Here is a 20,907-nt window from a genome sequence, read left to right as displayed (position 1 = left end):
AGCGGCTTATATTATGATGCAGTAGACTTATTTTACTCTCATATCTAATATTGGCATATTACTACTACCTAAAATTGTTGCTGGAAGCTTACCATCCCAGTTTTGAGCTTCTGTTAGCTTAACAATTAAAGGGTTGTTACCCAGTGCTTTAGCTTTAGCCGTAATCGCTTCAGCTTCAGCTAAGCCTTTAATTCGAATAGATTCAGCTTCTGCTATAGCAACGAGCTTAATACCATCTGCTTTTGCTTTTGCCGTATTTACGTCACGTTGCGCTTCTAAATTTTGACGTGCGAGTTTATGTTTCTCCGCATCAGCTAGATTTTTTTCTGTTTGCTTAGTCTCAATAGAGGTTAAGTACTTAGCCGGTAATTGAATGTTTTCAATTTGAATGTTATCAACAGTAACAGGAAAGTCTTTCATTTCTTCGATAAAGCTTGCTTCAATCGCTTGAATGGCACTTGCTCTATCTTGTATTAATTTTTCTGCATCATACTGTGGGATAACATCTTTAGTGGCAGATCTAAAACGAGGATCAAGAATTCTATTTTCAAATTGCTTTAAACCACCGTATTGACGAAAAAGTTCAAGCGCAGCTGTCTTGTCTACCGTCCAGTTAACTGAAACAATAACAGTTACTGGCATTTGCTCTTTAGTACTTGATGCCATTTTTTCTTCATTTTTTCGTGTTCTGACTTCTATCTCTTCAACGCTATCAATAAAAGGCACTTTAAAGTGTAAACCAGGGTTAACCTGCTCTTTGGCTTCACTGAAGCGTTTGACAATGCCGATGTGCCCTTCATTGACGGTGTAAACAGAGCTGAAAAATAGGGTAACAGCAATCGCCACTGTTATTATTGATTTAGTTGGGATATTTAATTTTTCTATATTCACTTTTCTACCTCAGAGGCTTAATTAGGTGCCCATATTTAAAGACACATTCGTTAAATATTACAGCATGTTATTCGCTATGCAGAGACCATAACCTTTTAAGTGACATAACGTCAAACTTACACCTGAGTGAACCAGCTCTGCAAGTCTAAACAATCGATAAAATTAACCGTTAGTAAGTTCACCTTATCAGTTAGGTGAACTCAAAAGTGTTGTATTAATATTTTTTCTGTCGGCCATTAACAAAAGTTAATGGGTCTGTTGTCATTTATGTGGCATTAGCAATCATCTTAATAGCAATATCAGTTAAATCGGTCACTTCTCCGATGCCGATAGTACTTTCTAACTGAGTTTCAAGATCATCCGCTAAGTCTTTATCTAGACTTTTTAAATAACTGATTTCGTCACGGTAATACATGTTTTGCACTTTATCACTTTTTTTCAATTCAACTTTTAAAATTGCCGGTTTACCGTGATTAGATACTTTCTGGGTATATTCTTTCAATTGGGCAGATTTTTTCAATACTGATAAGTCACGATACCAAAAGGAATACTCTTCTTTATCATTTTTATCTTTAGGTAAAACAAGAATATAAAATGCACGAGCAGGTAATTCTTTATAAGCAAGTACCGCAATAATTGATAAGCAAGAATCTCTAAACTTTTGATTACTCAATAGATTAAGAATAATTTCTTCACTATTTTCATTTTTATAGACAAGGTGCTTAAGTGCAGAGTTACCACTAAAGCTCGCCGCATTAATATATTGTTGGTGCTTAGTTGCTTTTAAGTAGAATGGAATAGAGAAATGATTGTGTGCATATATATTCCTCATCGCTTTCTGCAGACCATAAATACGACTACCGCGTTTTCCGCAGGCTTCAAGGGTATCAACATGTTGATAAATATACTTTCTTATCGCCCTGCAAGCTAAATGTTTACTTTCAATTGTATTCATTAATAATCGAACAGCCCCATGGCTGTCATAACCTAACACAATATATTTCTGTTTTTGTAGTGTTCTATCTTGTTCAGAAAAAGGTACGGTTAATTCAATTTCAATTTCTTCACCGGCTTTAAATTTAGTTTCTTTTACTAGGCTAACTAACAAACCTTGTATAGAGATATTTTTAGTTATACCGGGGATATGAGTAACAACATTATTACTGCGTGTAATTGCCATTTTAAAAGATAATACAAAGCGGTCTTCACCTCTAGAATCATCATTTTCTGCCGTTACAATTTCGGTTTCATCAAGTGAGTCAATCGCACTCAGTTGAAAACGTTTTGGTAATAAATTTTCTAATTCAATGATGTCTTCGCTGACCGGCCGATGTATTGTTTCATACAAGCTAGTAATATCTGATAAGGTGATCATATGATCGCAATTACTGATCATATCTAGCGCCGCTTTCGGGATAGCCCTATTTAACACAGCCATCTTAGGATGAACATGACAAGGTAAGGCAGACGGAACATAAGCATCTTCTACAGAATTAATAAACGATGAGGATATTTTGACTACTCTAAAAAGGCTATTTTTGAAATAATGATTAAAAACAGCTTTGACGCTTCTATTATTAACAAAATCGTCATACCAAATAAGGGAATAAATGAAGGTATCTTTATATTTAGATTTTAATATAAAAGCATATTTATCAACCGTATTCCTCTCATTTAACGCCTTTTGTATATCTTCGTTACCCAGTAGTACGGGTAAGTGAAAATTTTCATCTGTATCACTAAAAAACCGCCAAAACTCATCATTACCCGATGTTTTCATCGCAACTTTCGCATGCCATGCATTATTATTTTTATAACATAGTAACGGAATGTCGTGAGTTTTATTTAGATACAGTTGCTCGTAACCTTTAGAGGTAACAGAATCAAACAAAGGGGTGATAAATCGTTCTGTAGGACCAATAATAGCCAATTTTTTTTGTCTTAGGTAATGAGCGAACAAAACCCGCATTTGCTGATCTGTTAATGGACTTGAAAATTTCAATAAGTATTCAAACTTATTTGCAGAAGATTTTTGACTATCAATAATAACAAATCCGAGTTCAAGCTCTTCAGTGAAATCTATTTCGGTATGATGGTCATATAGCCACAGGTACACTTTATTTGCTATAACACCTGCTATTTCGTGAGAGGTCTGAATAACAACTTTTTGATTATTCATCTTCTCAATGTTAGCCGTAATACCTACCTCTTTTTTCCCTTGCGCGGTCATCCCCATAATAGGGTTGATAAAGACTTTACAAGCAGAGTTAAGTTTTTTAAGTTCGTTAATTATTCTATTTTTATTTATTAAGGGTTTAGGTTCGGTTTTATCTATTTTAAATTCTGAAAATTCGCTGTCATTTTCATTTTCGTTTTCGTTTTCAATATTATATTTGCTGACACCTTTATCTTTATTAGCCGCTCTCTTTTGAGCGTCTTCATAAACTTCATAGTAAAGTGCTGTTGTATAAAGATTTTGATATTCAACAAGTTTTTCATTGAATAGCTTTTTACCCGCTATATCCAAATAATGATTAACTTTATTGTGTGTAACTATTTGACAATCAGCAAAGATCAGCCGTAAATCTATTGGTTTATTAGCTTGTTGGGCAAGTTTTTTGATTTCATTTTTAACAGCAAGGTGTTGACCAGAGTTTTCATCAGGTAGAAGTTTTTTAACTAAATATTCCAATCTATCATTGCTGGCATAGGGGACCAAACTTAAGATTTGTTTTTCAAACTTTTGTAAGTGAGGACTGATGACACTGCTCATTAATCGTGGTACCTCGTATTTTGAAGCTAAACACATTGGAAGGTATTCAATTCATAAACCATTAACGTTGATGGTTTAATCCTAGTGCATATTCATAAATAAGACTAAATAAATGTTGCCATGTTGGTTAGTTGTTTTATTGGTCTGTCGTTATCGGCACAACCGCCATTATACTTTAGACTTTATTAACTGCCTATGTGGATATAATCAACAGGCATGATAGGGAGCGCGCATTTATTGCTTGCTCCTTTTCGCTAGAGGTCGATAGTTCTAATTAAAAAATAAGTAGGCCAAATTTCGCGTACCTGATACTCCCACTCAGTATCCACTTTGCCATTAGGTGATTGTAAAAACCAATACCTCGCCCATTTACTGACAACTTTACCTGACTTACTTAATTTTAATGGCGAAAACCGACGCTGGTATCGGTTGCCATCATACTCAACAATTGCGTTATTTCTTGCTCTTTTATGTAAGCTATCTAATGCCGTACTAATGAGTTCGACCTTTGATAAGGCCAATATACCTTGTTCTTTTAAACAAGCTAATATCGCCGCTTTTTTTATACTTACCTGCATGTAATCATCTATATGAGGAGTATAAACCATGCCCGTTAGACCATAAATAGCGGCTCGCTCTCTATCAGCAAGTGCTTTTAATGGGATAATTAGCTGATTAATTTCATCTAATTCACTGATGACATGCAATTTTATAGGTAATTTAGACAATGCCTACGCTCTTATAAATACTCATTGATTTCTCATTAATTTGGCGGATCTATATTATTGTCAATGCTGTTGTTTAAGCGGAACCACCCTGCTATTGAGAATCTATCGCGCTTAGCAGGTAATACTTCATGCGGAAACTCTTCGCTTAAAAAAACAACTATCGTACCAAAGCTGGGCAATACTTTAATTTTACTGTTATCAACGACAGCGGAGGCTGGTATTTTTTTATCATAAATCACTAACTCGCCTCCATCATCAGCGGACCAATGCTGATTAAGGTAGACAACAACAGATAGCACCCGATTACCCTCACCTTTAAAAGCATCTTTGTGCTTCTTATAAAAGTCGCCTTTGGCATAATGAGCAAAATGACTTTCAAAAGAAAATAATCCGAGAAACAACCGGCGATTAAGATAAGCTTGCAGTGACTCGGCCCACGTTATCCAAGCACAACTGGCTTGGTTGTTACTGGTTATCCAGCTTATTTCATCTGTCCGTATAAAATCATTAATCATATGATCTTTGGCACGACCTATTCCAGCACGTTTGAATTTTTCAGTAGGTAACTCAATAATATGATTTAATAACAGATGGGTTAATTCTTCAGGCAGAGCATAAGGACGAATACTATAGCCCTTTTCAACAATATCATTGGATATTGACTCGAACAGTGATGAGTCACCACCAGAGTAAGTTATTTGAGCTAGGTTCAACTACATCCTATCTTAGGAAGTAAAACTAACATTTTCTTGATAATCTAATAAAATAATGAATGGTCTATATTAGCACTTTGAATATATTAGTGTGAGCATTCGTTTTAATAAATGATTTAAACTTTTGTCGACAGTAGATGTGATTAGTTAGAAAGTGAAAACGTTACAGGCGGATAGCGTAAGGTCAAATCAGATAAAATAGTAAGACACTTTGCTAATAGCTAAAATCATTCCTACAGTTAACGCATAGAACTGCCAGTAGACAGTTAATTCAAGGAACGAATGTGCAAGTAACTAATCAACTTATTAAAGAAACATCCAAACAGTTTTCGACTCATATTTTAAATTCAGGAATGGAATGCGGCATCAGTCAAGATATTACCGACCCACAAGGAAAAAGAGTTTTTTTAAAAGCAGGTACTGAAATTACGGAAAAAATCCGTTTAAAATTAACTAACTTACAACAAGAGGGGATCATTGGCCATGAAGATGTAATTTCTCTTACAGAAGATACCAGTAATGAAGATATATTAGCGCCGATCCTAGACTTAGCTAAAACAAATCCTGTAATAAATAACTTTCAGCTAAATGAAACACTGGTAACCATTGGCGACTTTATAAAAGGCGGCTCAATTCCAAAGAAAATTATTGATCACCTCAGTATATTTTCACACCTCAACCCCTCTGCATACCAAAATACTTTAATCAATTTGGTATTTGGCACCCATATCGGTAAAGCAAACAACTATTCTCCAACCGAATTAACGGAACTTATCTCTGTTTTGTTCTTTGAAAATATTGGTTACGCAAGACTTAACAATACCATGAAAGATGCAAAGTTAGTTCACCCTATCTTGAGTAAAGAAATAGTGAGACTTGCGGGCTTAGAGAGTAAGTTAGTCTTAGAATCGATAGAACAACATGAAGAGAAATTGGATGGCTCTGGTTATCCCAAAAAGTTAACACAAATTCATGAGTACGCTCAAATCTCACAAATAGCGAATCAATATTCTCAGATCACTAGAAAAAGTAAAAATATTAACACGGCCATCGGAGAACTCTATTTATTAGCCGAAGGATTTGACTTTAGGACCAGTCAAAAAATGCAGGCTATTTATTCTTATCACTTACAAAAGCCCCTATTAGCAATAATGCAAGAAAGTATACAAACAGATACCCATCGACAAGCCTACGGAAACCATTTATACGACCAATTATCAAAAGTCATTAAATGGACAAACACCTTAAATACTAACAACCCAGAAATGAATTTTATTCAAGCTAAACTTAGGAGCACATTATGGGTGTCAGAATCATCACAGCAGCCATTCCAAATAAAAAGAGAAGAGCTTAAAGATAATCAAGTTTGTAAAATGTTTACCAATGACGCTCGAAGATTAGTACTGCAAATTTCACAGTTTGCCAATTATTTCAATCAGATACTCCATTACCCGATTAAAATTGATAATATATCAACCAATAAAGAATATTTTTTAAAGTTAATCAATCCAATAATTTAATTTGCTTAACAATGACTTAATATCGATTCTCGCTGAATTCTTTGGTTAAATAGCAGTTAGTTTGCATACCCACTGCCAATAGCAGTAAATGGCAGCTCAAGTTCGAGCTCAGGGACTTGTAAACCTATCCAGGCGACAAAAGTATTACTATTAGGGCCTGGGAAGATACTATATTCATTGACCCAAGGATAGCGGGCAATTGCGGCCTTAATCTTAGGAATTAGTTTAACCGCTTTATCACCTTTAATAGAAAGTAATAATACCGGCTTTGAGCCATACCAATACCTATCTGGTGTTAATGTTTGGTACTGTCTTATTGCTGATAACCCTTGATTTACTTGCCAACCAGTAACTTCATAAACACTATACTCTGCTGCTTTTTCTTCTTTGATTGCAAGCCAAGGGTGAACAGCAAACCAACCACGCCAACTAAAAGCATCTGCGGCATAAAACTCTACAACAGCCCTACTATCGTCATTGGGTAACGTTGCAATACCAGCAGGCTCTCTGCTCGCGGTTCGCCAGTTGTTATGGGTACAAGCACTCAGTAGGAGTACAATGCAGATAATCGTCCAAAATCTCATATGCGCTATTATTACACCGGTTTAAGCCTAGATTATATTGCTTAGGCTGGGTTTGATAAATTTAACCTATATTCTTATTGGCAATAAAATCCCTATTACTTTAAAATCAGAATACACTTATTTTTTCAAATAAAACCAATCTGTTGTCCCAATTAGAACCATAGAATAAGTTTCAGATGAATATTTACGCCACTTTAAAGCTTCACTTAAGCTGAGCTTTTTTCTTTGATAGTGTAAAATTTGCATAAAAAGTTGTCACTACACCCGCGACAAGAGAAAGCATCGCTAAGCCAAATAATGCGTTATCTTGAGATTCAAAGGCTAATAGATATACCCCCAACACAACACAGAATAAACCAACATAAATAAAGACCTGAGGGTGTGAAATAATTAGACCCGTAGATTCGGTATTTTTCCCTTTATGGGATTTAGTATGTGATGAAGCTTTTCGTTTATGTTTATTTGTTGGCATCGCCAATTCCTTAATCTTTATAACAATATGTTATCGGTACATCTCAACGATGCCCTCATTGTAACTAGTAATTAATTTATACTAATATTAGATAAGATCAAATAATTATCTCTAGCTGGAAATGGCTAAATACCATTAAGATGATATAAAACAAAAATAATTAAAACACATCATAAATATTCAGCAATAATGTACACAGTCAAGTCAACTTGAATGACGAAGCCTAGCACCCCAACTTATTTGTGCAGCCAAGTACTTAAATTAACTCTCGTTAATTGCCTAAGCAGTCATTTGGCGAAGCGCCATTCGTGAATGGGTTATTTTACGTTACTGTAAAATAAAAAATGCCTAATATTAAGATTTAAATCTCAATATTAGGCATGAGTTAACAGACCGTTATAAATATCTTAGCCGTGTAAAGAGGGTAGATATTTATCTGTTTACCAATAATTAATTTTCAAAAATTATTGGTAAAGCTAGTGCTAAATTAAAATGCAAAGTCTTCACTGGCTAGAGCCATCATCGAGTCTACACCACCTTCAATACAAGCTGCATGTCCTTGAGCTCTAGGAAGTATACGATGAAAGTAAAATGCTGCTGTTTTAATTTTAGCTTGATAAAACGCTTCATTTTCACCAGCGTCTTTTAGTTTACTTTGCGCTACAGAGGCCATTTTTGCCCAGAAGTAGCCTAATGTTACATAACCGGCAAACATCAAGTAATCAACCGAGGCACCACCAATCTCATCCGCGTTCTTCATGGCCTTTTGACCAATATCACCCGTGATCATTTGCCACTGTTTAGCGTATGAGTTTAGCGTACTAACATACTCACTCATGGCTGGATTATCGGCATTGTCTTTCGAAAAAATAGCGATATCTGTCATAAACGGCTTCAAAATTTGACCTTTACTGCCCAAAATTTTACGGGCTAATAAATCTAACGCTTGAATACCCGTTGTGCCTTCATAAATACAACTAATTTTAGTGTCACGCAGAAGCTGTTCCATGCCCCATTCTTTTATAAAACCATGTCCACCAAAAACTTGAACACCATGACTTGTACATTCGAAACCTAACTCTGTTAAAAATGCTTTTGCAATAGGTGTTAGTAAGGCTAATTTGTTTTCTGCATCGGCTTTAACATCAGCGTCATCTGATGCGTGGGTTATATCAACTAATTGCGACAAATAGCCAATTAGTGCTCTACCGCCCTCAGAAATAGACTTTTGCGTAAGTAGCATACGACGAACATCAGGGTGCACAATAATAGGATCAGCTGGTCCATCTGGATTTTTTACGCCGCTAATAGAACGCATTTGCAAACGATCTTTTGCATAAGCTAATGAACCTTGAAATGCCGCTTCAGCTGCTGCAGAACCTTCCATTGCTACACCTAAACGAGCAGCATTCATAAAAGTAAACATGCAGTGTAGGCCACGGTTCTCCTGTCCAATTAAAAACCCTTTAGCGCTATCAAAGTTGATAACACAAGTGGCGTTAGCATTGATACCCATTTTATGTTCAATTGAACCACAACTCACAGCATTTCGGTCTGCTTTTGTGCCATCATCATTGACATTAAACTTAGGAACAATAAACAAAGAGATACCTTTACTACCTTCAGGAGCACCTGGTAGGCGTGCGATAACAATATGTACAATATTCTCTGATAAGTCATGCTCTCCGGCTGAGATAAATATCTTTGTGCCGGTAATCGCATAGCTACCATCATCGTTTAATATAGCTTTGGTGCGCAACATGCCAAGATCAGTACCACAATGTGATTCAGTTAAACACATAGTGCCTGTCCAGCTACCTTCAACTAATTTAGGCATATACTGTTGTTTTTGTTCACTGGTGCCATGAGCTTCAATTGTTGCTTGTGCCCCATGACTTAGACCAGGATACATAGCAAAACTATGATTAGCAGACGACATCATTTCACTAATAGACGCATTAAGAGAGTAAGGTAATCCTTGCCCACCAAACTCTTCACTCTGAGATAATGTTGGCCAGCCACCCTCAACGTATTGTTGATAAGCATCTTTAAAACCATCTGGCGTAGTTACTACACCGTCTGTCCACGTACAACCTTGCTCGTCACCGATTTGATTTAAGGGTGCAATAACTTGTTCAGTAAACTTGGCTGCTTCTGAGATAATAGCGTCAACCATATCTTCACTAGCATCATCGTAACCTAATTGTTTATAGTGTTTGTCGCAGTCTAATAATTCTTGCATTACAAACTTAATATCACGAACTGGGGCTTTATATTCAGGCATTCTATTGACTCCAAAAATTTATTATTAACCGTTGACTTCACTATTCAACATTGCTTTAACCAAGTGGTCATACCACTGATATTATCGATATGAGATAAATTAGTCAAATGAATTTAATTTATCCCTAACTATTCAGTATCCATATAATAAAAGTTAATGCGCTTCTGACATACCCAGTGAAAATAGCCACTTACTATATGATTTTAGAATAGAGCGTGATAATAATTATTCATTGGTTTTATTAATATAACCGCTCTACCATCAGAAAATGCGCTTTAATCTCTGTTAACCTTATTACAGTGGCTATTTATACCCTCTTGTAACAAGTATAGATCACTTTTTTAAGCGATTTATATTGGTTAATAGTGGATTAAACGTTACCACAAATTTAATCGCACAAAGCTAAGTCTCATCTATAATTACCCTTAATATGAGACTATTTTAAAATTATAAAGGAGTCTCAATGTCTTTAACCACCCTCTTAGAAAAGCGTAATTCAGTGCGTGCTTATTTGGAAACACCCGTCGAACAAGCATTATTAGAAGCTATTTTTACACAAGCACAACGCGCCCCTTCAAATTGCAACGTACAACCTTGGCAAACTTGCGTGGTGTCTGGCGCTAAAAAAGAATCCCTTAAAAATGATTTACTCTCAGCAGTTATGAGTGGCAAACCACCAAACCCAGACTTTAACTGGCTACCTAAATACGAGGGTATCCATAGAGATCGCCAATTTGGTTCAGCTAATGCACTTTACAGTGCTATTGGTGTTACTCGCGAAGACAAACTGGGTCGTCAAAAAGCGATGATCCGAAATTGGAGTTTTTTTGATGCTCCCCATGTAGTATTTTTTACTATGGATAAATATCTCGATATTATGGGTGCGGTTGATTTGGGTATTTATGCGCAAACTCTTTCGCTAATTATGGCTGAGCACGGTATATCAAATTGTATGCAAGGGGCATTGGGGCAGTTCCCAGATCCAATCAAAAAATCCTTAAACTTACCAGAGCAAAGAGGTATTTTGTTTGGTATGTCATTTGGTTACGCTGATATAAATGCGCCGATAAATAAAACTCTTACTGATCGCGAAGATATTACCAATGCGGTTAGCTTCTTTAAATAAAGACTCACAATAACAATTAATGAGTCGTTATTAGCAATCATGTTTTGTTCAAGACAATGTTGAATAATCATATTGAAAACTAATACAAAATATTTACCCAGCAGATAATAAAGAATACTGAGAGTCGGCATGGATATTACTGAATTAGTTACATTTATAAGACAAAAGGTGTACCTATTGGTATATTTTAAATTATGATGGGCATGGGACTAACCTTTTCCATTGGTCTAATTAATCCTTGACTGTTATTACCTATTATTGGCTCTAGTTTGACACATTTTATGTTATTAACGCTTGAATATACCGTCGATATTCTGCTTAGGTTGTTACGTTCAAATATCATTTAACACAAAAAAGCCTTAACTCAATATATGGTAAGCTAACGTACCTATAAAAAAGGTAAAAATTTAACCTTACTACCAAGCGACGCCTATTCATTAAGTTGATAACAATGAATTTTAAGGAAAAAATGTAAACATGATTACTGTACATCATCTTAACAAATCACGTTCTAAACGTGTTATCTGGTTGTTAGAAGAGCTTAATATGCCTTATAACATTGTTAAACATCAACGTGACCCACTCACAAATTTAGCGCCTGAAAGTTTAAAATTAATTCATCCGCTAGCAAAAGCACCTATTATCGTAGATGGTGAGGTTACTTTGTGTGAGTCTGGCGCGGTTATGGAATATATTCTTAACCATGCAACAGCAAGTAATTTAAGGCCAAGCATTGATTCTAATGAATATTACCATTATTTAGAGTGGTTACACTTCGCAGAAGGGTCCTTAAGTTTACCTGTGATAACGACCTTGCTGATGTCAATGGAAACTCGTGAAGGCACTCAGCCTCTTGACGGTTATATTGCTAAAGAAAATCATCTCGATTTCTCATATATCGAAAATACTTTAACCGTAAGACGTTATTTTGCTGGTGATTCTTTTAGTGCTGCTGATATTATGATGGCAGTGATACTCGAAATTGCAGAAAGTATTGGTTTGTTAGAAAGCAAAGACAAAACTAAAGACTATCTCGTCAATATCAGAAAAAGACCCGCATATCAAAAAGCGGCTCAATTTGGCTAACAGCCAGTGATATCAATTTTAACAACTATAGGAAAGAACATGGAATTAATAGATTTTGAACTCAATGAAAACATTGCAACGATCACCTTAAAAAATGGCAAGGTTAACGCTATTTCTCATCAAGTAATAACAGAAATAAACAGCGCTTTAGATCAAGCAGAAGCAGCAAAAGCGGCCGTTATTTTAACAAGTCAACCGGGAATATTTTCAGGTGGCTATGATTTAAAAACGATGAAAGAAAGTTCTGACTCTGCCGTATCGCTAGTGACAGCAGGCTCAACGCTTACTCGCCGTATGTTATCTTTCCCCTTTCCTATTGTTGGCGCCTGTACCGGCCATGCAATTGCCAAAGGCGCATTTTTATTACTCAGTTGCGATTATCGTATCGGCACTCTAGGTTCATTTAAAATTGGACTCAATGAAGTGGCTATTGGTATGACCATGCATCAAGCTGGCCTTGAACTCGCTAGAAACCGAGTACCGATTAACTATTTAACGCGTTCGGTAATAAACGCTGAATTGTTTGATCCAGAAACAGCTGTATTAGCTGGATTTCTTGACACATTAGTTGAACCCGACCAATTAATGGCAACGGCAAAAGCTGCAGCTACCCAATTGTTAACCCTAAATATGACAGCACACCATGGCACTAAACTAAGAGAAAGAAAAGACATACTAACGGCATTAGATGCGGCGATAGCAATAGATTCAACGATGACCTTGAGCCTATAGTAAATCTACCATGACTCACTAAAGTATTTTCTTAGCGCTACACAACAAGATCGCTAACAGTATATTAGGCCGTTAACTTATGATAAAAAAATTCACCCTGTTTTCTGTTTTATTATTTCTGTGTGTTTACTTTAGTGGTGCATGGTATTTTTCTTCAAAAATATTAATACTGCCAATTACTGAGTGTACACAAGCCCGTTTTGTCTTTTGTGGAGAGCCAAGTGAACAAGGCCTCAGTTTTGAAGAAGTTGTTTTTAACACAGATGATGGGCTAACACTGCCGGCTTGGTATATGCCTGCAGATAATGACACCCATAAAGCGATATTATTAGTACATGGTAGAACAGCAAACCGAACCGAAGGTATGCGCTACGCCAAGGCTATTGTTGCTGCCGGTTATAATGTTTTAGCTATTGATCTGCGTCATCCTCGCCAAGACCCTGCTATTATTTCAACCATGGGCTATCACGAGAAGAAAGACGTCACAGCTGCTTTAAATTATTTAGTTGATAAGAAAAATATTAGCTCGATTGGTGTGATGGGATTTTCTATGGGCGCAGCAACTAGCATCATAGTTATGGCAAAAGACTCTCGTATAAAAGCGGGCGTCTTTAGTGGTAGCTATGCTAATTCGATGGACGTACTCGCTGAACAGGCAAAAGTACTCTACGGTCTTCCTCGTTATCCATTAATGCCAATGGTAGCAAAATTTTTTGCTTGGCGCGGCGATTTAGAAATTGATGAAATTAATCCCGAGAAGTACATCGCGAACATCTCGCCTCGACCTGTTTACATTATGCATGGCACAGCCGATAAAACCGTAGACTTTAAACACGGACAACGTTTATTTAGTGCCGCCAATGAGCCGAAGCAATTTTGGCAAGCTGAAGGTGGCGAGCACACTAAACTATGGCAACTCAACCCTGAAAAGGCTGAAAATAGTGTCGTTGATTTTTTTAATCGCTACCTTTAAAAGCTCTTCAGTTTAGTCTTAACCCTTTAATAATAAATTCAAGGGTAATAATCTTTTATATAATTTTTATCATAGGTGTTTATAAACGTATATGTCAAAACCTGTAATCAACTTTGTCCATGCCAATGGTTTTCCAGCAGGAAGTTACCGTACTTTTCTGTCATTGTTTTCAAACGATTATTCAACCATTGCTTTAGAACAATATGGTCACGATGATTGTTACCCCATTCATAATAATTGGCAATTTTTGGTCAATGAGCTGGTTAACTTCATTAAAAAGCAAGACCAAAAGGTCATTTGTGTTGGCCATTCTTTTGGTGGTGTCATTTCTTTTATGGCCGCTTGTCAGCATCCTGAACTTTTTCGTGGTGTCGTCATGTTAGACCCTCCAGTATTTTCTGGGCCATTATCTTGGTTTTTGAAACTCGCTAAAAAAACACCTTTTATTGATAAAATATCTCCAGCGGGTCGAGCTAAAAACAGGCAGAAACATTGGCCGTCTGAAACACAATTAGTTAATAATTTTGCTCAAAAGAAACTTTTTAAAAACTTTGATGCTCGTTGTTTACAAGATTACGTAGACAGTGCCGTGACATTAAAAAATAAAAGATGGGAGTTAATGTTTTCACCTGACGTTGAAGCCGATATATTTAGACACCTACCTTGCAATTTAACAACATATAAAAATAAACTGACGGTGCCATCTGCATTGATTTATGGTGATAAAACAGACGTATTGCCGGTAAGTTACTTTAATCGATTTGCTAAAATGAATAACATACCACTGACTAAATTAGCTAATGGCGGACATATGTTTCCGCTTGAACAACCAGAAGCAACCGCGTCTATAATTACTAACATTATAAAAGATTGGTAAGTAATGTAATAAAAGAGAAGCTGCTATAAAACGGCTTTTATTAGCCCTTCATTCATTACAGACAGGTAAAGCTGCAACCGTCCTTGGTTTTAATTTACTAGTGGGATATTTAGCTGAGCGCTTTTATCGCTCGACCTATGCCATCGACCGTTAAAGGGTACATTCTATCCGTTATTAACTGCCTAATAATTGAGATTGAGTGATGATAATCCCAATGAGTCTCTGGCTGTGGGTTTAACCAAGCGACCTTATTAAAGTGACCAAGAATTTTGTGCATATGAAAGGTACCTGGTTTTTCATTCCAGTGTTCAACACTGCCGCCAGGTGCTGTTACTTCATAAGGCCCCATAGTGGCATCACCGACAAATATAACTTTGTAGTCCGAACCAAATGTTCTAATAATTTCTTCTAAATCAATAGTATCAGTACGGCGTCGGCTATTGTCTTTCCATAATCTTTCATAAACACAATTATGAAAATAGAAAAATTCAAGGTGTTTAAACTCGGTATGTGCCGCTGAAAAAAGTTCTTCACACGTATGTATGTAATCGTCCATAGAACCGCCGATATCAAAAAACATCAATACTTTTACCGCATTATGACGTTCAGGCTCCATATGTACATCAAGCATACCGCCATTTTTCGCCGTTGAGGTAATAGTGGTGTTAATATCAAGCTTTTCACTAGCACCGGTACGGGCAAATTTTCTGAGTTTTTTTAGCGCTAACTTTATATTTCTAGTGCCTAATTCTCTGTCTTGATCAAAGTTTTTAAATTCTCGTTTATCCCACACTTTAACCGCACTATTATTACGATTTTTATCTTGCCCTACCCTAATACCTTCGGGGTTATAACCATAAGCGCCAAAAGGAGATGTACCACCAGTACCCACCCATTTATTGCCGCCAGCATGGCGTTTCTTTTGTTCTTCAAGGCGTTCTTTCAACGCTTTCATTAGCTCGTCTAAACCACCTAATGCCTTTAACTTGTCTTTTTCTTCTTGGCTTAGGTGTTTTTCAAATTCTTTTCTTAGCCAATCCTCAGGTAATATTTTATCAAATATATCAATTGCTTGGATACCTTCAAAATATTCAGCAAATGCACTATCGAATTTATCATAATGAATTTCATCTTTAACCATAACAATTTTAGCTAGGTGATAAAACTCTTCCACATTAGCAAAAACAACCCCCTTTTTTAATAGCGCAATTAAGTCTAATAACTCACGCAAACTACAAGGAACTTTATGTTTTCTTAACGTTATAAATAAATCTATAAACACAACAACTACCTGTTTCTGCGACTAATAAAGGCGAGTTTTTCAAGTAGTGAGACATCTTGTTCATTTTTTAATAGCGCACCAAATAAAGGAATAATACCGGACTGCTTATCGATTAACACCTCTTGAGCAACATCGTCTGCGACCAGTAGTTTCAACCAATCGATTAACTCTGATGTTGAAGGCTTTTTCTTAATACCTTGTAAGTCTCTCAGTTCAAAAAACACTTCTAAGGTATGTGCTAATAACTCTTTTTTTACATCAGGGTGGTGAACAGCAATAATCTGCTCCATTTCTATTTTTGTTGGAAACTTGATGTAATGAAAGAAACAACGACGTAAGAATGCATCGGGTAGCTCTTTTTCATTATTAGACGTTATAATAATGATTGGACGTTGTTTTGCTTTAATAACTTGTTGCGTTTCATAAACATAGAACTCCATCTTATCAAGCTCTTGCAGTAAATCATTAGGGAACTCTATATCGGCTTTATCTATTTCATCAATTAATAATATCGGACGTTGCTCTTCTTCAAACGCCTGCCAAAGTTTACCTTTAACGATGTAGTTAGCAATATCATGCACACGTTCGTCGCCTAGCTGGCTATCTCGTAATCTTGATACGGCATCGTATTCGTATAAGCCTTGTTGCGCTTTAGTTGTTGATTTAATATGCCATTGATATAGCTTACAATTAAGTGACTTTGCTAATTCTTCAGCTAATTGCGTTTTACCTGTTCCTGGCTCACCTTTAATCAACAGTGGCTTTTCTAGGGTGATCGCTGCGTTTACCGCTAAGCGAAGTTCGTCTGATGCAATATAACTCTCTGTACTGTTAAACATGTTTTTACCTATTTTAGGGCTTAATTATAGTCTAATTCGACTAACATCTACGCAACGTTAATTGCGACCGGTGTACCATTTAAAGCAGCATTACCGGTTAAAGTATCTACTCGACTTGCATCGGTTAAATCATTAATACTAACACCTGGTTGCTTGGCTGCAACCGACATCTGGGTGCCTTGTTGATTATGTCCCCAGCCTTGCGGCATACTGACCACCCCACGTTGAATATCGTCGGTGATCACTACCTCTATTTTCACTTCACCTACCATTGAGCTCACCATAACAGATTGACCATTGCTAATGCCTAATACCTTAGCATCATCTGGATGAACCTCTAAGGTACAAGGATTTTTGCCTTTAATTAAGCGCTCGGAATTCTGTGTCCAGGTATTATGACTTTTCACTAAACGGCGACCAATTAAATCGAACGGATAATTGATATCACGAGCAGGATGAATAATAACATTTTGCAAACGCGGTAAATCATTAATATAGAGTTGCGGCACTAAGTTTACACTACCTTGCTCGGTTTTTATCCGCGCTTCGATACACGGCATTAAAGGTCCAATATCGATACCATGAGGATTGTCGATTAATTTTTCTAAGCTCATACCTTGTTTACCATAAGGACCCTTTTGCAATTCCATATCTAAGATCATTTCTGGTGTGTATTCATCAAGGTCTGTATCTGTCATTCGTGCCGCTAGCTCCTTCAGTATTTGCCAATCGGTGCGTTGATAGTCTGCTGGTTCAAACAATGGCTTAGAATATTTGACGGTATTTCTTACTGAAAATGAATTGAAGAAAATATCAAAATGCGAATTTTCAAGACCGGTTGTTGCCGGTAAAATAATATTAGCGTGTTTAGTGGTTTCATTAAGATAAATGTCGATGGCGACCATATAATCTAATCCTGAAAACGCTTCAGCTAATTTATGTCCACTCGGTGATGAAAGCACAGGGTTACCTGCAACAGTAATTAAGCTTTTTATTTGACCTTCACCGGGGGTTAATATCTCTTCAGCTAATGTTGCAACCGGAAACTCACCATTGAAAAAAGGTAACTTTCTGACACGACTCTTATATTGCCCAAACGAGCTTTTATGACCCTTCTTATGATTTCTTAATAAATCAAAAGCGGGCTGTGGAAACATAGCACCGCCTGCACGGTCAAAATTGCCGGTTATAATATTAAGCACATTGGTTAGCCATTGGCATAAACCACCAAACGTTTGAGTAGATGCGCCCATACGACTGTAACACACCGCTGAGTCTGCAGTTGTCATATCATTGGTTAACGTTCTAATATCACTTGCCGGTATGCCGACATGCTTAGCCACTGATTCGGGTGAATAGTCATTAGCGATATTTTCCAACGCATCTAGTCCATCAACCATATCTGCTAGATGGCGAAGATTAACGCTATTGGTTGTAAAAACACAGTGGATCATCGCCAATAACAAGAGTGCGTCTTTTTCCGGTCTAATAAACAAATGTTGATCGGCAATTTTAGCGGTTCGGGTACGGCGAGGATCAACAACAACAATTTTACCTCCTCGTTTTTGAATAGCTTTCATTCGGCCGATAACATTGGGTGCTGTCATCATACTACCATTAGAGACCACAGGGTTACCGCCAATAATCAACATAAAATCAGTGCGGTCTATATCGGGCACAGGGATTAACATACCCGCACCAAACATAAAATTAGCGGCAACATGATGTGGCATTTGATCGGTTGAAGCAGAACTAAAACGGTTTATGGTCCCTAACGCTTTCATAAATGGTTTTAGAAAAAGCGCATTACCTAAGTTGTGCGCGTTAGGGTTTCCTAAGTAAACCGCCAAAGCGTCACGGCCATGTTCTTTTTGAGTGCCTTTAAGTTTTTCGGCTATCTCGGTAAAAGCTTGATCCCATGAAATATCTTCCCAGCCATTAGCTGTCCGTCTAATAGGTGTTTTTAAACGGTCTCCATCATTATAAAAATCTTCTAACGCCGTTGCTTTAGGACAATTATAACCTTTACTGAAAGGGTCTTTTGGGTCGCCTTTAATCGATAAAATATGCTTATCTTGATACTTAATTTCTAAGCCGCACATCGCTTCACAAATATTACAGTTACGGTAGTGCGTTTTGATATCACTCATAGTTATCTCCTAATTGGACCCATTAAAAAATGAAAACCTTCTTGGTTAGCGGCTTACTTGTGGCTTAAAACATATTAACTATTGACGTTAAAATTTTTCTTCAAACCACTGTTTTGTCAGGCCAATACTGACCATACTTTTAAGTTTAAACAATGCCATCCAATCACCATCTTGGGGAACAGCATCGCCGCAACGGGGATCTGAACGTTGCAGCGCACCCGTCATTTTATGATCTATAGGTATAGTTTCACAGCCATGATCTGATTCACAAATGAAATCCCAAGGCTCTCGAGCCGGTGCATGACAAGCAAAACAGTTGCCGCCAAAGCGATTAACAACATCGACAAAACCACGCTTACCTATTTTTGACCCTTGTTCATTAACTTCTAGTTCAAAAAACTCCCAGTCACCCGTCGCGGGAAAAGTACCCGATTCACGTTTTACCATGGCTTCTGTTGGTACAAGTTGTACAACCGAACCCACGGGGTACTTAGCGCCTTCTGGTGCATTGGCAGCGGCTAAAGTGCTTGTTATATCTCCTAAAAGATTATCAACATAAAAATGCCTGACCGGTGTCATATCTCTTATGCAGCTGAAGCTGTTCTCATCGACATTAACCTCTGTTATTGCTGTAACAGCGTCAGCGACACTTTGATCAGGGTCTGGTGTCTTAACGGATGTGTCTGCGCTAGCAGACAAGGATGTTAAACATGCAAACACTAAGGAGCACATCAGGTTATTAACAAGTTTCTGGGACATATTCATTTCCATTTTAATTAAGTATCGTAAAGTAAATTTGAGTTTTATTGATAAAAAAACACCTATAACCGCGCAACATTAAGCTGACCATCAGAGTTTAACGATAAGTTTGCCTTTATTTTCACCTGTAAAAAATAAGTTCAAGCCAGTCATCGCTTCATCAAAACCATCTAAGATATGAGCACGATACTTAATTTTACCTTGCATTACATAGGGTGTTAGCTTTTCTAATAGGGCTGGGACTTCGCCAAAATGATCTGGCATAGTAAAGCCCTGTATTGTTAAGCGTTTCTTAATGATAGGGATCCAACTAGGTGCTAAGTCTGGTTCTGCTTTTGGGTAATCAGCAATCATTCCACAAACGACAATTCGACCATGAGCATTCATCCGGGCAATAACATGGTGTTGGATGGGTCCACCGGTATTTTCAAAATAGACGTCAATACCCTTTGGCGTTAATTGCGCTAATGTAGTCGCTATATCATCAGTTTTATAATTTATCGCGCCATCAAAGCCTAATTCATTTACCACCCAATCGGCTTTTTCATCACTACCTACAACACCAATGACAGTAAGTCCGTCGGCTTTAGCAAGTTGCCCAACAATTGAACCAACCGAACCAGCCGCTCCAGAAACAACAAGTGTTTCCCCTTTTTGAGGCTTACCTATGCTGTATAATCCTTGTGTTGCGGTTAACCCCGGCAAGGCAAAAACCGATAAGATAGCTTCATCTGGTAAGGGTGCTGTTACTTTATTTAAACCCGTACCATCACTTAAGAAGTATTCTTGCCAACCCATCATGCCCATAACGCGATCACCAACGTTGAAGTTAGCATGATTACTTTCAACGATTTCACCGATACCTGAACTGCGCATAACATCGCCAAGGGCAACGGGTGGAATATAACTTTCTGTATCTGCACTCATCCAACCGAACATTGCCGGATCAAGTGACATATGTGATTGTTTCACAAGAAATTGGTTTTTTGCCACTTCAGGAATATTCTTTTCTACAACGTCAAACAAATCAGGTCCTATTGGACCACCAGAAGGACGTGCAATTAAATTTATCGCTTTATACGTTGTAATCATTATTATCTCTATGCGTTTATAGTATG

The 20,907-nt window shown here is 37.1% G+C and carries 18 protein-coding genes; 6 read left to right on the top strand and 12 right to left on the bottom strand.

Annotation, left to right across the window (positions count from 1 at the left end):
- Positions 1-27 precede the first annotated feature (27 nt).
- The 4 genes from H4J75_RS08795 to H4J75_RS08780 all read right to left on the bottom strand — a co-directional run bounded on the left by H4J75_RS08795 (position 28) and on the right by H4J75_RS08780 (position 5,105).
- Positions 28-855, bottom strand: coding sequence for a prohibitin family protein (locus H4J75_RS08795; RefSeq protein WP_404842541.1), 828 nt, complete (start codon positions 853-855; stop codon positions 28-30).
- A 301-nt stretch (positions 856-1,156) separates the two neighbouring features.
- Entirely contained in the window at positions 1,157-3,664 is a 2,508-nt protein-coding gene (locus tag H4J75_RS08790; protein WP_182221904.1) for a hypothetical protein, read from the bottom strand.
- 254 nt (positions 3,665-3,918) lie between these two features.
- Positions 3,919-4,392, bottom strand: coding sequence for a hypothetical protein (locus tag H4J75_RS08785; RefSeq protein ID WP_182217106.1), 474 nt, complete (start codon positions 4,390-4,392; stop codon positions 3,919-3,921).
- 35 nt (positions 4,393-4,427) lie between these two features.
- Complete coding sequence (locus tag H4J75_RS08780) at positions 4,428-5,105, bottom strand: 2OG-Fe(II) oxygenase (protein WP_070376899.1); 678 nt, start codon at positions 5,103-5,105, stop codon at positions 4,428-4,430.
- 284 nt (positions 5,106-5,389) lie between these two features.
- Between H4J75_RS08780 and H4J75_RS08775 the strand changes: the two genes are divergently transcribed.
- The gene (locus H4J75_RS08775) at positions 5,390-6,625 is read left to right on the top strand and encodes an HD domain-containing phosphohydrolase (protein WP_182221903.1); all 1,236 of its coding nucleotides are present in this window, start codon (positions 5,390-5,392) and stop codon (positions 6,623-6,625) included.
- 56 nt (positions 6,626-6,681) lie between these two features.
- On the opposite strand, the gene H4J75_RS08770 is transcribed toward H4J75_RS08775, so the two are convergent.
- The 3 genes from H4J75_RS08770 to H4J75_RS08760 all read right to left on the bottom strand — a co-directional run bounded on the left by H4J75_RS08770 (position 6,682) and on the right by H4J75_RS08760 (position 9,965).
- Positions 6,682-7,209 (bottom strand): DUF3750 domain-containing protein, encoded by a 528-nt coding sequence (locus H4J75_RS08770; protein ID WP_182217101.1) that lies wholly within the window; start codon positions 7,207-7,209, stop codon positions 6,682-6,684.
- Between the two features lie 202 nt (positions 7,210-7,411).
- Positions 7,412-7,681, bottom strand: a complete 270-nt coding sequence (locus tag H4J75_RS08765) for a hypothetical protein (RefSeq protein ID WP_070376896.1) — start codon at positions 7,679-7,681, stop codon at positions 7,412-7,414.
- 487 nt (positions 7,682-8,168) lie between these two features.
- Positions 8,169-9,965 (bottom strand): acyl-CoA dehydrogenase C-terminal domain-containing protein, encoded by a 1,797-nt coding sequence (locus H4J75_RS08760; protein ID WP_182221902.1) that lies wholly within the window; start codon positions 9,963-9,965, stop codon positions 8,169-8,171.
- Between the two features lie 463 nt (positions 9,966-10,428).
- Here H4J75_RS08760 and H4J75_RS08755 point away from each other — a divergent pair, with 463 nt between their 5' ends.
- The 5 genes from H4J75_RS08755 to H4J75_RS08735 all read left to right on the top strand — a co-directional run bounded on the left by H4J75_RS08755 (position 10,429) and on the right by H4J75_RS08735 (position 14,759).
- Positions 10,429-11,091 carry a nitroreductase gene (locus H4J75_RS08755; protein WP_182217099.1) on the top strand — a complete coding sequence of 221 codons (663 nt, stop codon included), beginning with the start codon at positions 10,429-10,431 and terminating at the stop codon, positions 11,089-11,091.
- A 477-nt stretch (positions 11,092-11,568) separates the two neighbouring features.
- Entirely contained in the window at positions 11,569-12,177 is a 609-nt protein-coding gene (locus H4J75_RS08750) for a glutathione S-transferase family protein (RefSeq protein WP_182217097.1), read from the top strand.
- Between the two features lie 39 nt (positions 12,178-12,216).
- Positions 12,217-12,909, top strand: coding sequence for a crotonase/enoyl-CoA hydratase family protein (locus H4J75_RS08745; RefSeq protein WP_182217095.1), 693 nt, complete (start codon positions 12,217-12,219; stop codon positions 12,907-12,909).
- Between the two features lie 79 nt (positions 12,910-12,988).
- Positions 12,989-13,882 carry an alpha/beta hydrolase gene (locus H4J75_RS08740; RefSeq protein ID WP_182221901.1) on the top strand — a complete coding sequence of 298 codons (894 nt, stop codon included), beginning with the start codon at positions 12,989-12,991 and terminating at the stop codon, positions 13,880-13,882.
- Between the two features lie 91 nt (positions 13,883-13,973).
- A complete protein-coding gene (locus tag H4J75_RS08735) occupies positions 13,974-14,759 on the top strand; it encodes an alpha/beta fold hydrolase (RefSeq protein WP_182217092.1) in 786 nt (261 codons plus the stop codon).
- 109 nt (positions 14,760-14,868) lie between these two features.
- Here H4J75_RS08735 and H4J75_RS08730 read toward each other — a convergent pair whose 3' ends face one another.
- The 5 genes from H4J75_RS08730 to H4J75_RS08710 form a co-directional block, all read right to left on the bottom strand.
- Positions 14,869-16,041: a VWA domain-containing protein gene (locus tag H4J75_RS08730; protein ID WP_182221900.1), complete on the bottom strand. Its 1,173-nt coding sequence runs from the start codon at positions 16,039-16,041 to the stop codon at positions 14,869-14,871.
- Between the two features lie 5 nt (positions 16,042-16,046).
- Positions 16,047-16,880: a MoxR family ATPase gene (locus H4J75_RS08725; RefSeq protein ID WP_182217088.1), complete on the bottom strand. Its 834-nt coding sequence runs from the start codon at positions 16,878-16,880 to the stop codon at positions 16,047-16,049.
- Positions 16,881-16,927: 47 nt separating this feature from the next.
- Positions 16,928-19,030: a molybdopterin-dependent oxidoreductase gene (locus H4J75_RS08720; protein WP_182221899.1), complete on the bottom strand. Its 2,103-nt coding sequence runs from the start codon at positions 19,028-19,030 to the stop codon at positions 16,928-16,930.
- An 87-nt stretch (positions 19,031-19,117) separates the two neighbouring features.
- Positions 19,118-19,789, bottom strand: a complete 672-nt coding sequence (locus H4J75_RS08715) for a hypothetical protein (RefSeq protein ID WP_259366362.1) — start codon at positions 19,787-19,789, stop codon at positions 19,118-19,120.
- Positions 19,790-19,879: 90 nt separating this feature from the next.
- On the bottom strand, positions 19,880-20,878 hold the full coding sequence (locus tag H4J75_RS08710; protein ID WP_182221975.1) for an NADP-dependent oxidoreductase: 999 nt from the start codon (positions 20,876-20,878) through the stop codon (positions 19,880-19,882).
- Positions 20,879-20,907 lie beyond the last annotated feature (29 nt).

The organism is Colwellia sp. BRX10-1 (genome assembly GCF_014077545.1).
Lineage (GTDB): Bacteria > Pseudomonadota > Gammaproteobacteria > Enterobacterales > Alteromonadaceae > Colwellia_A.
This window is presented reverse-complemented; position numbering and strand designations above follow the sequence as displayed.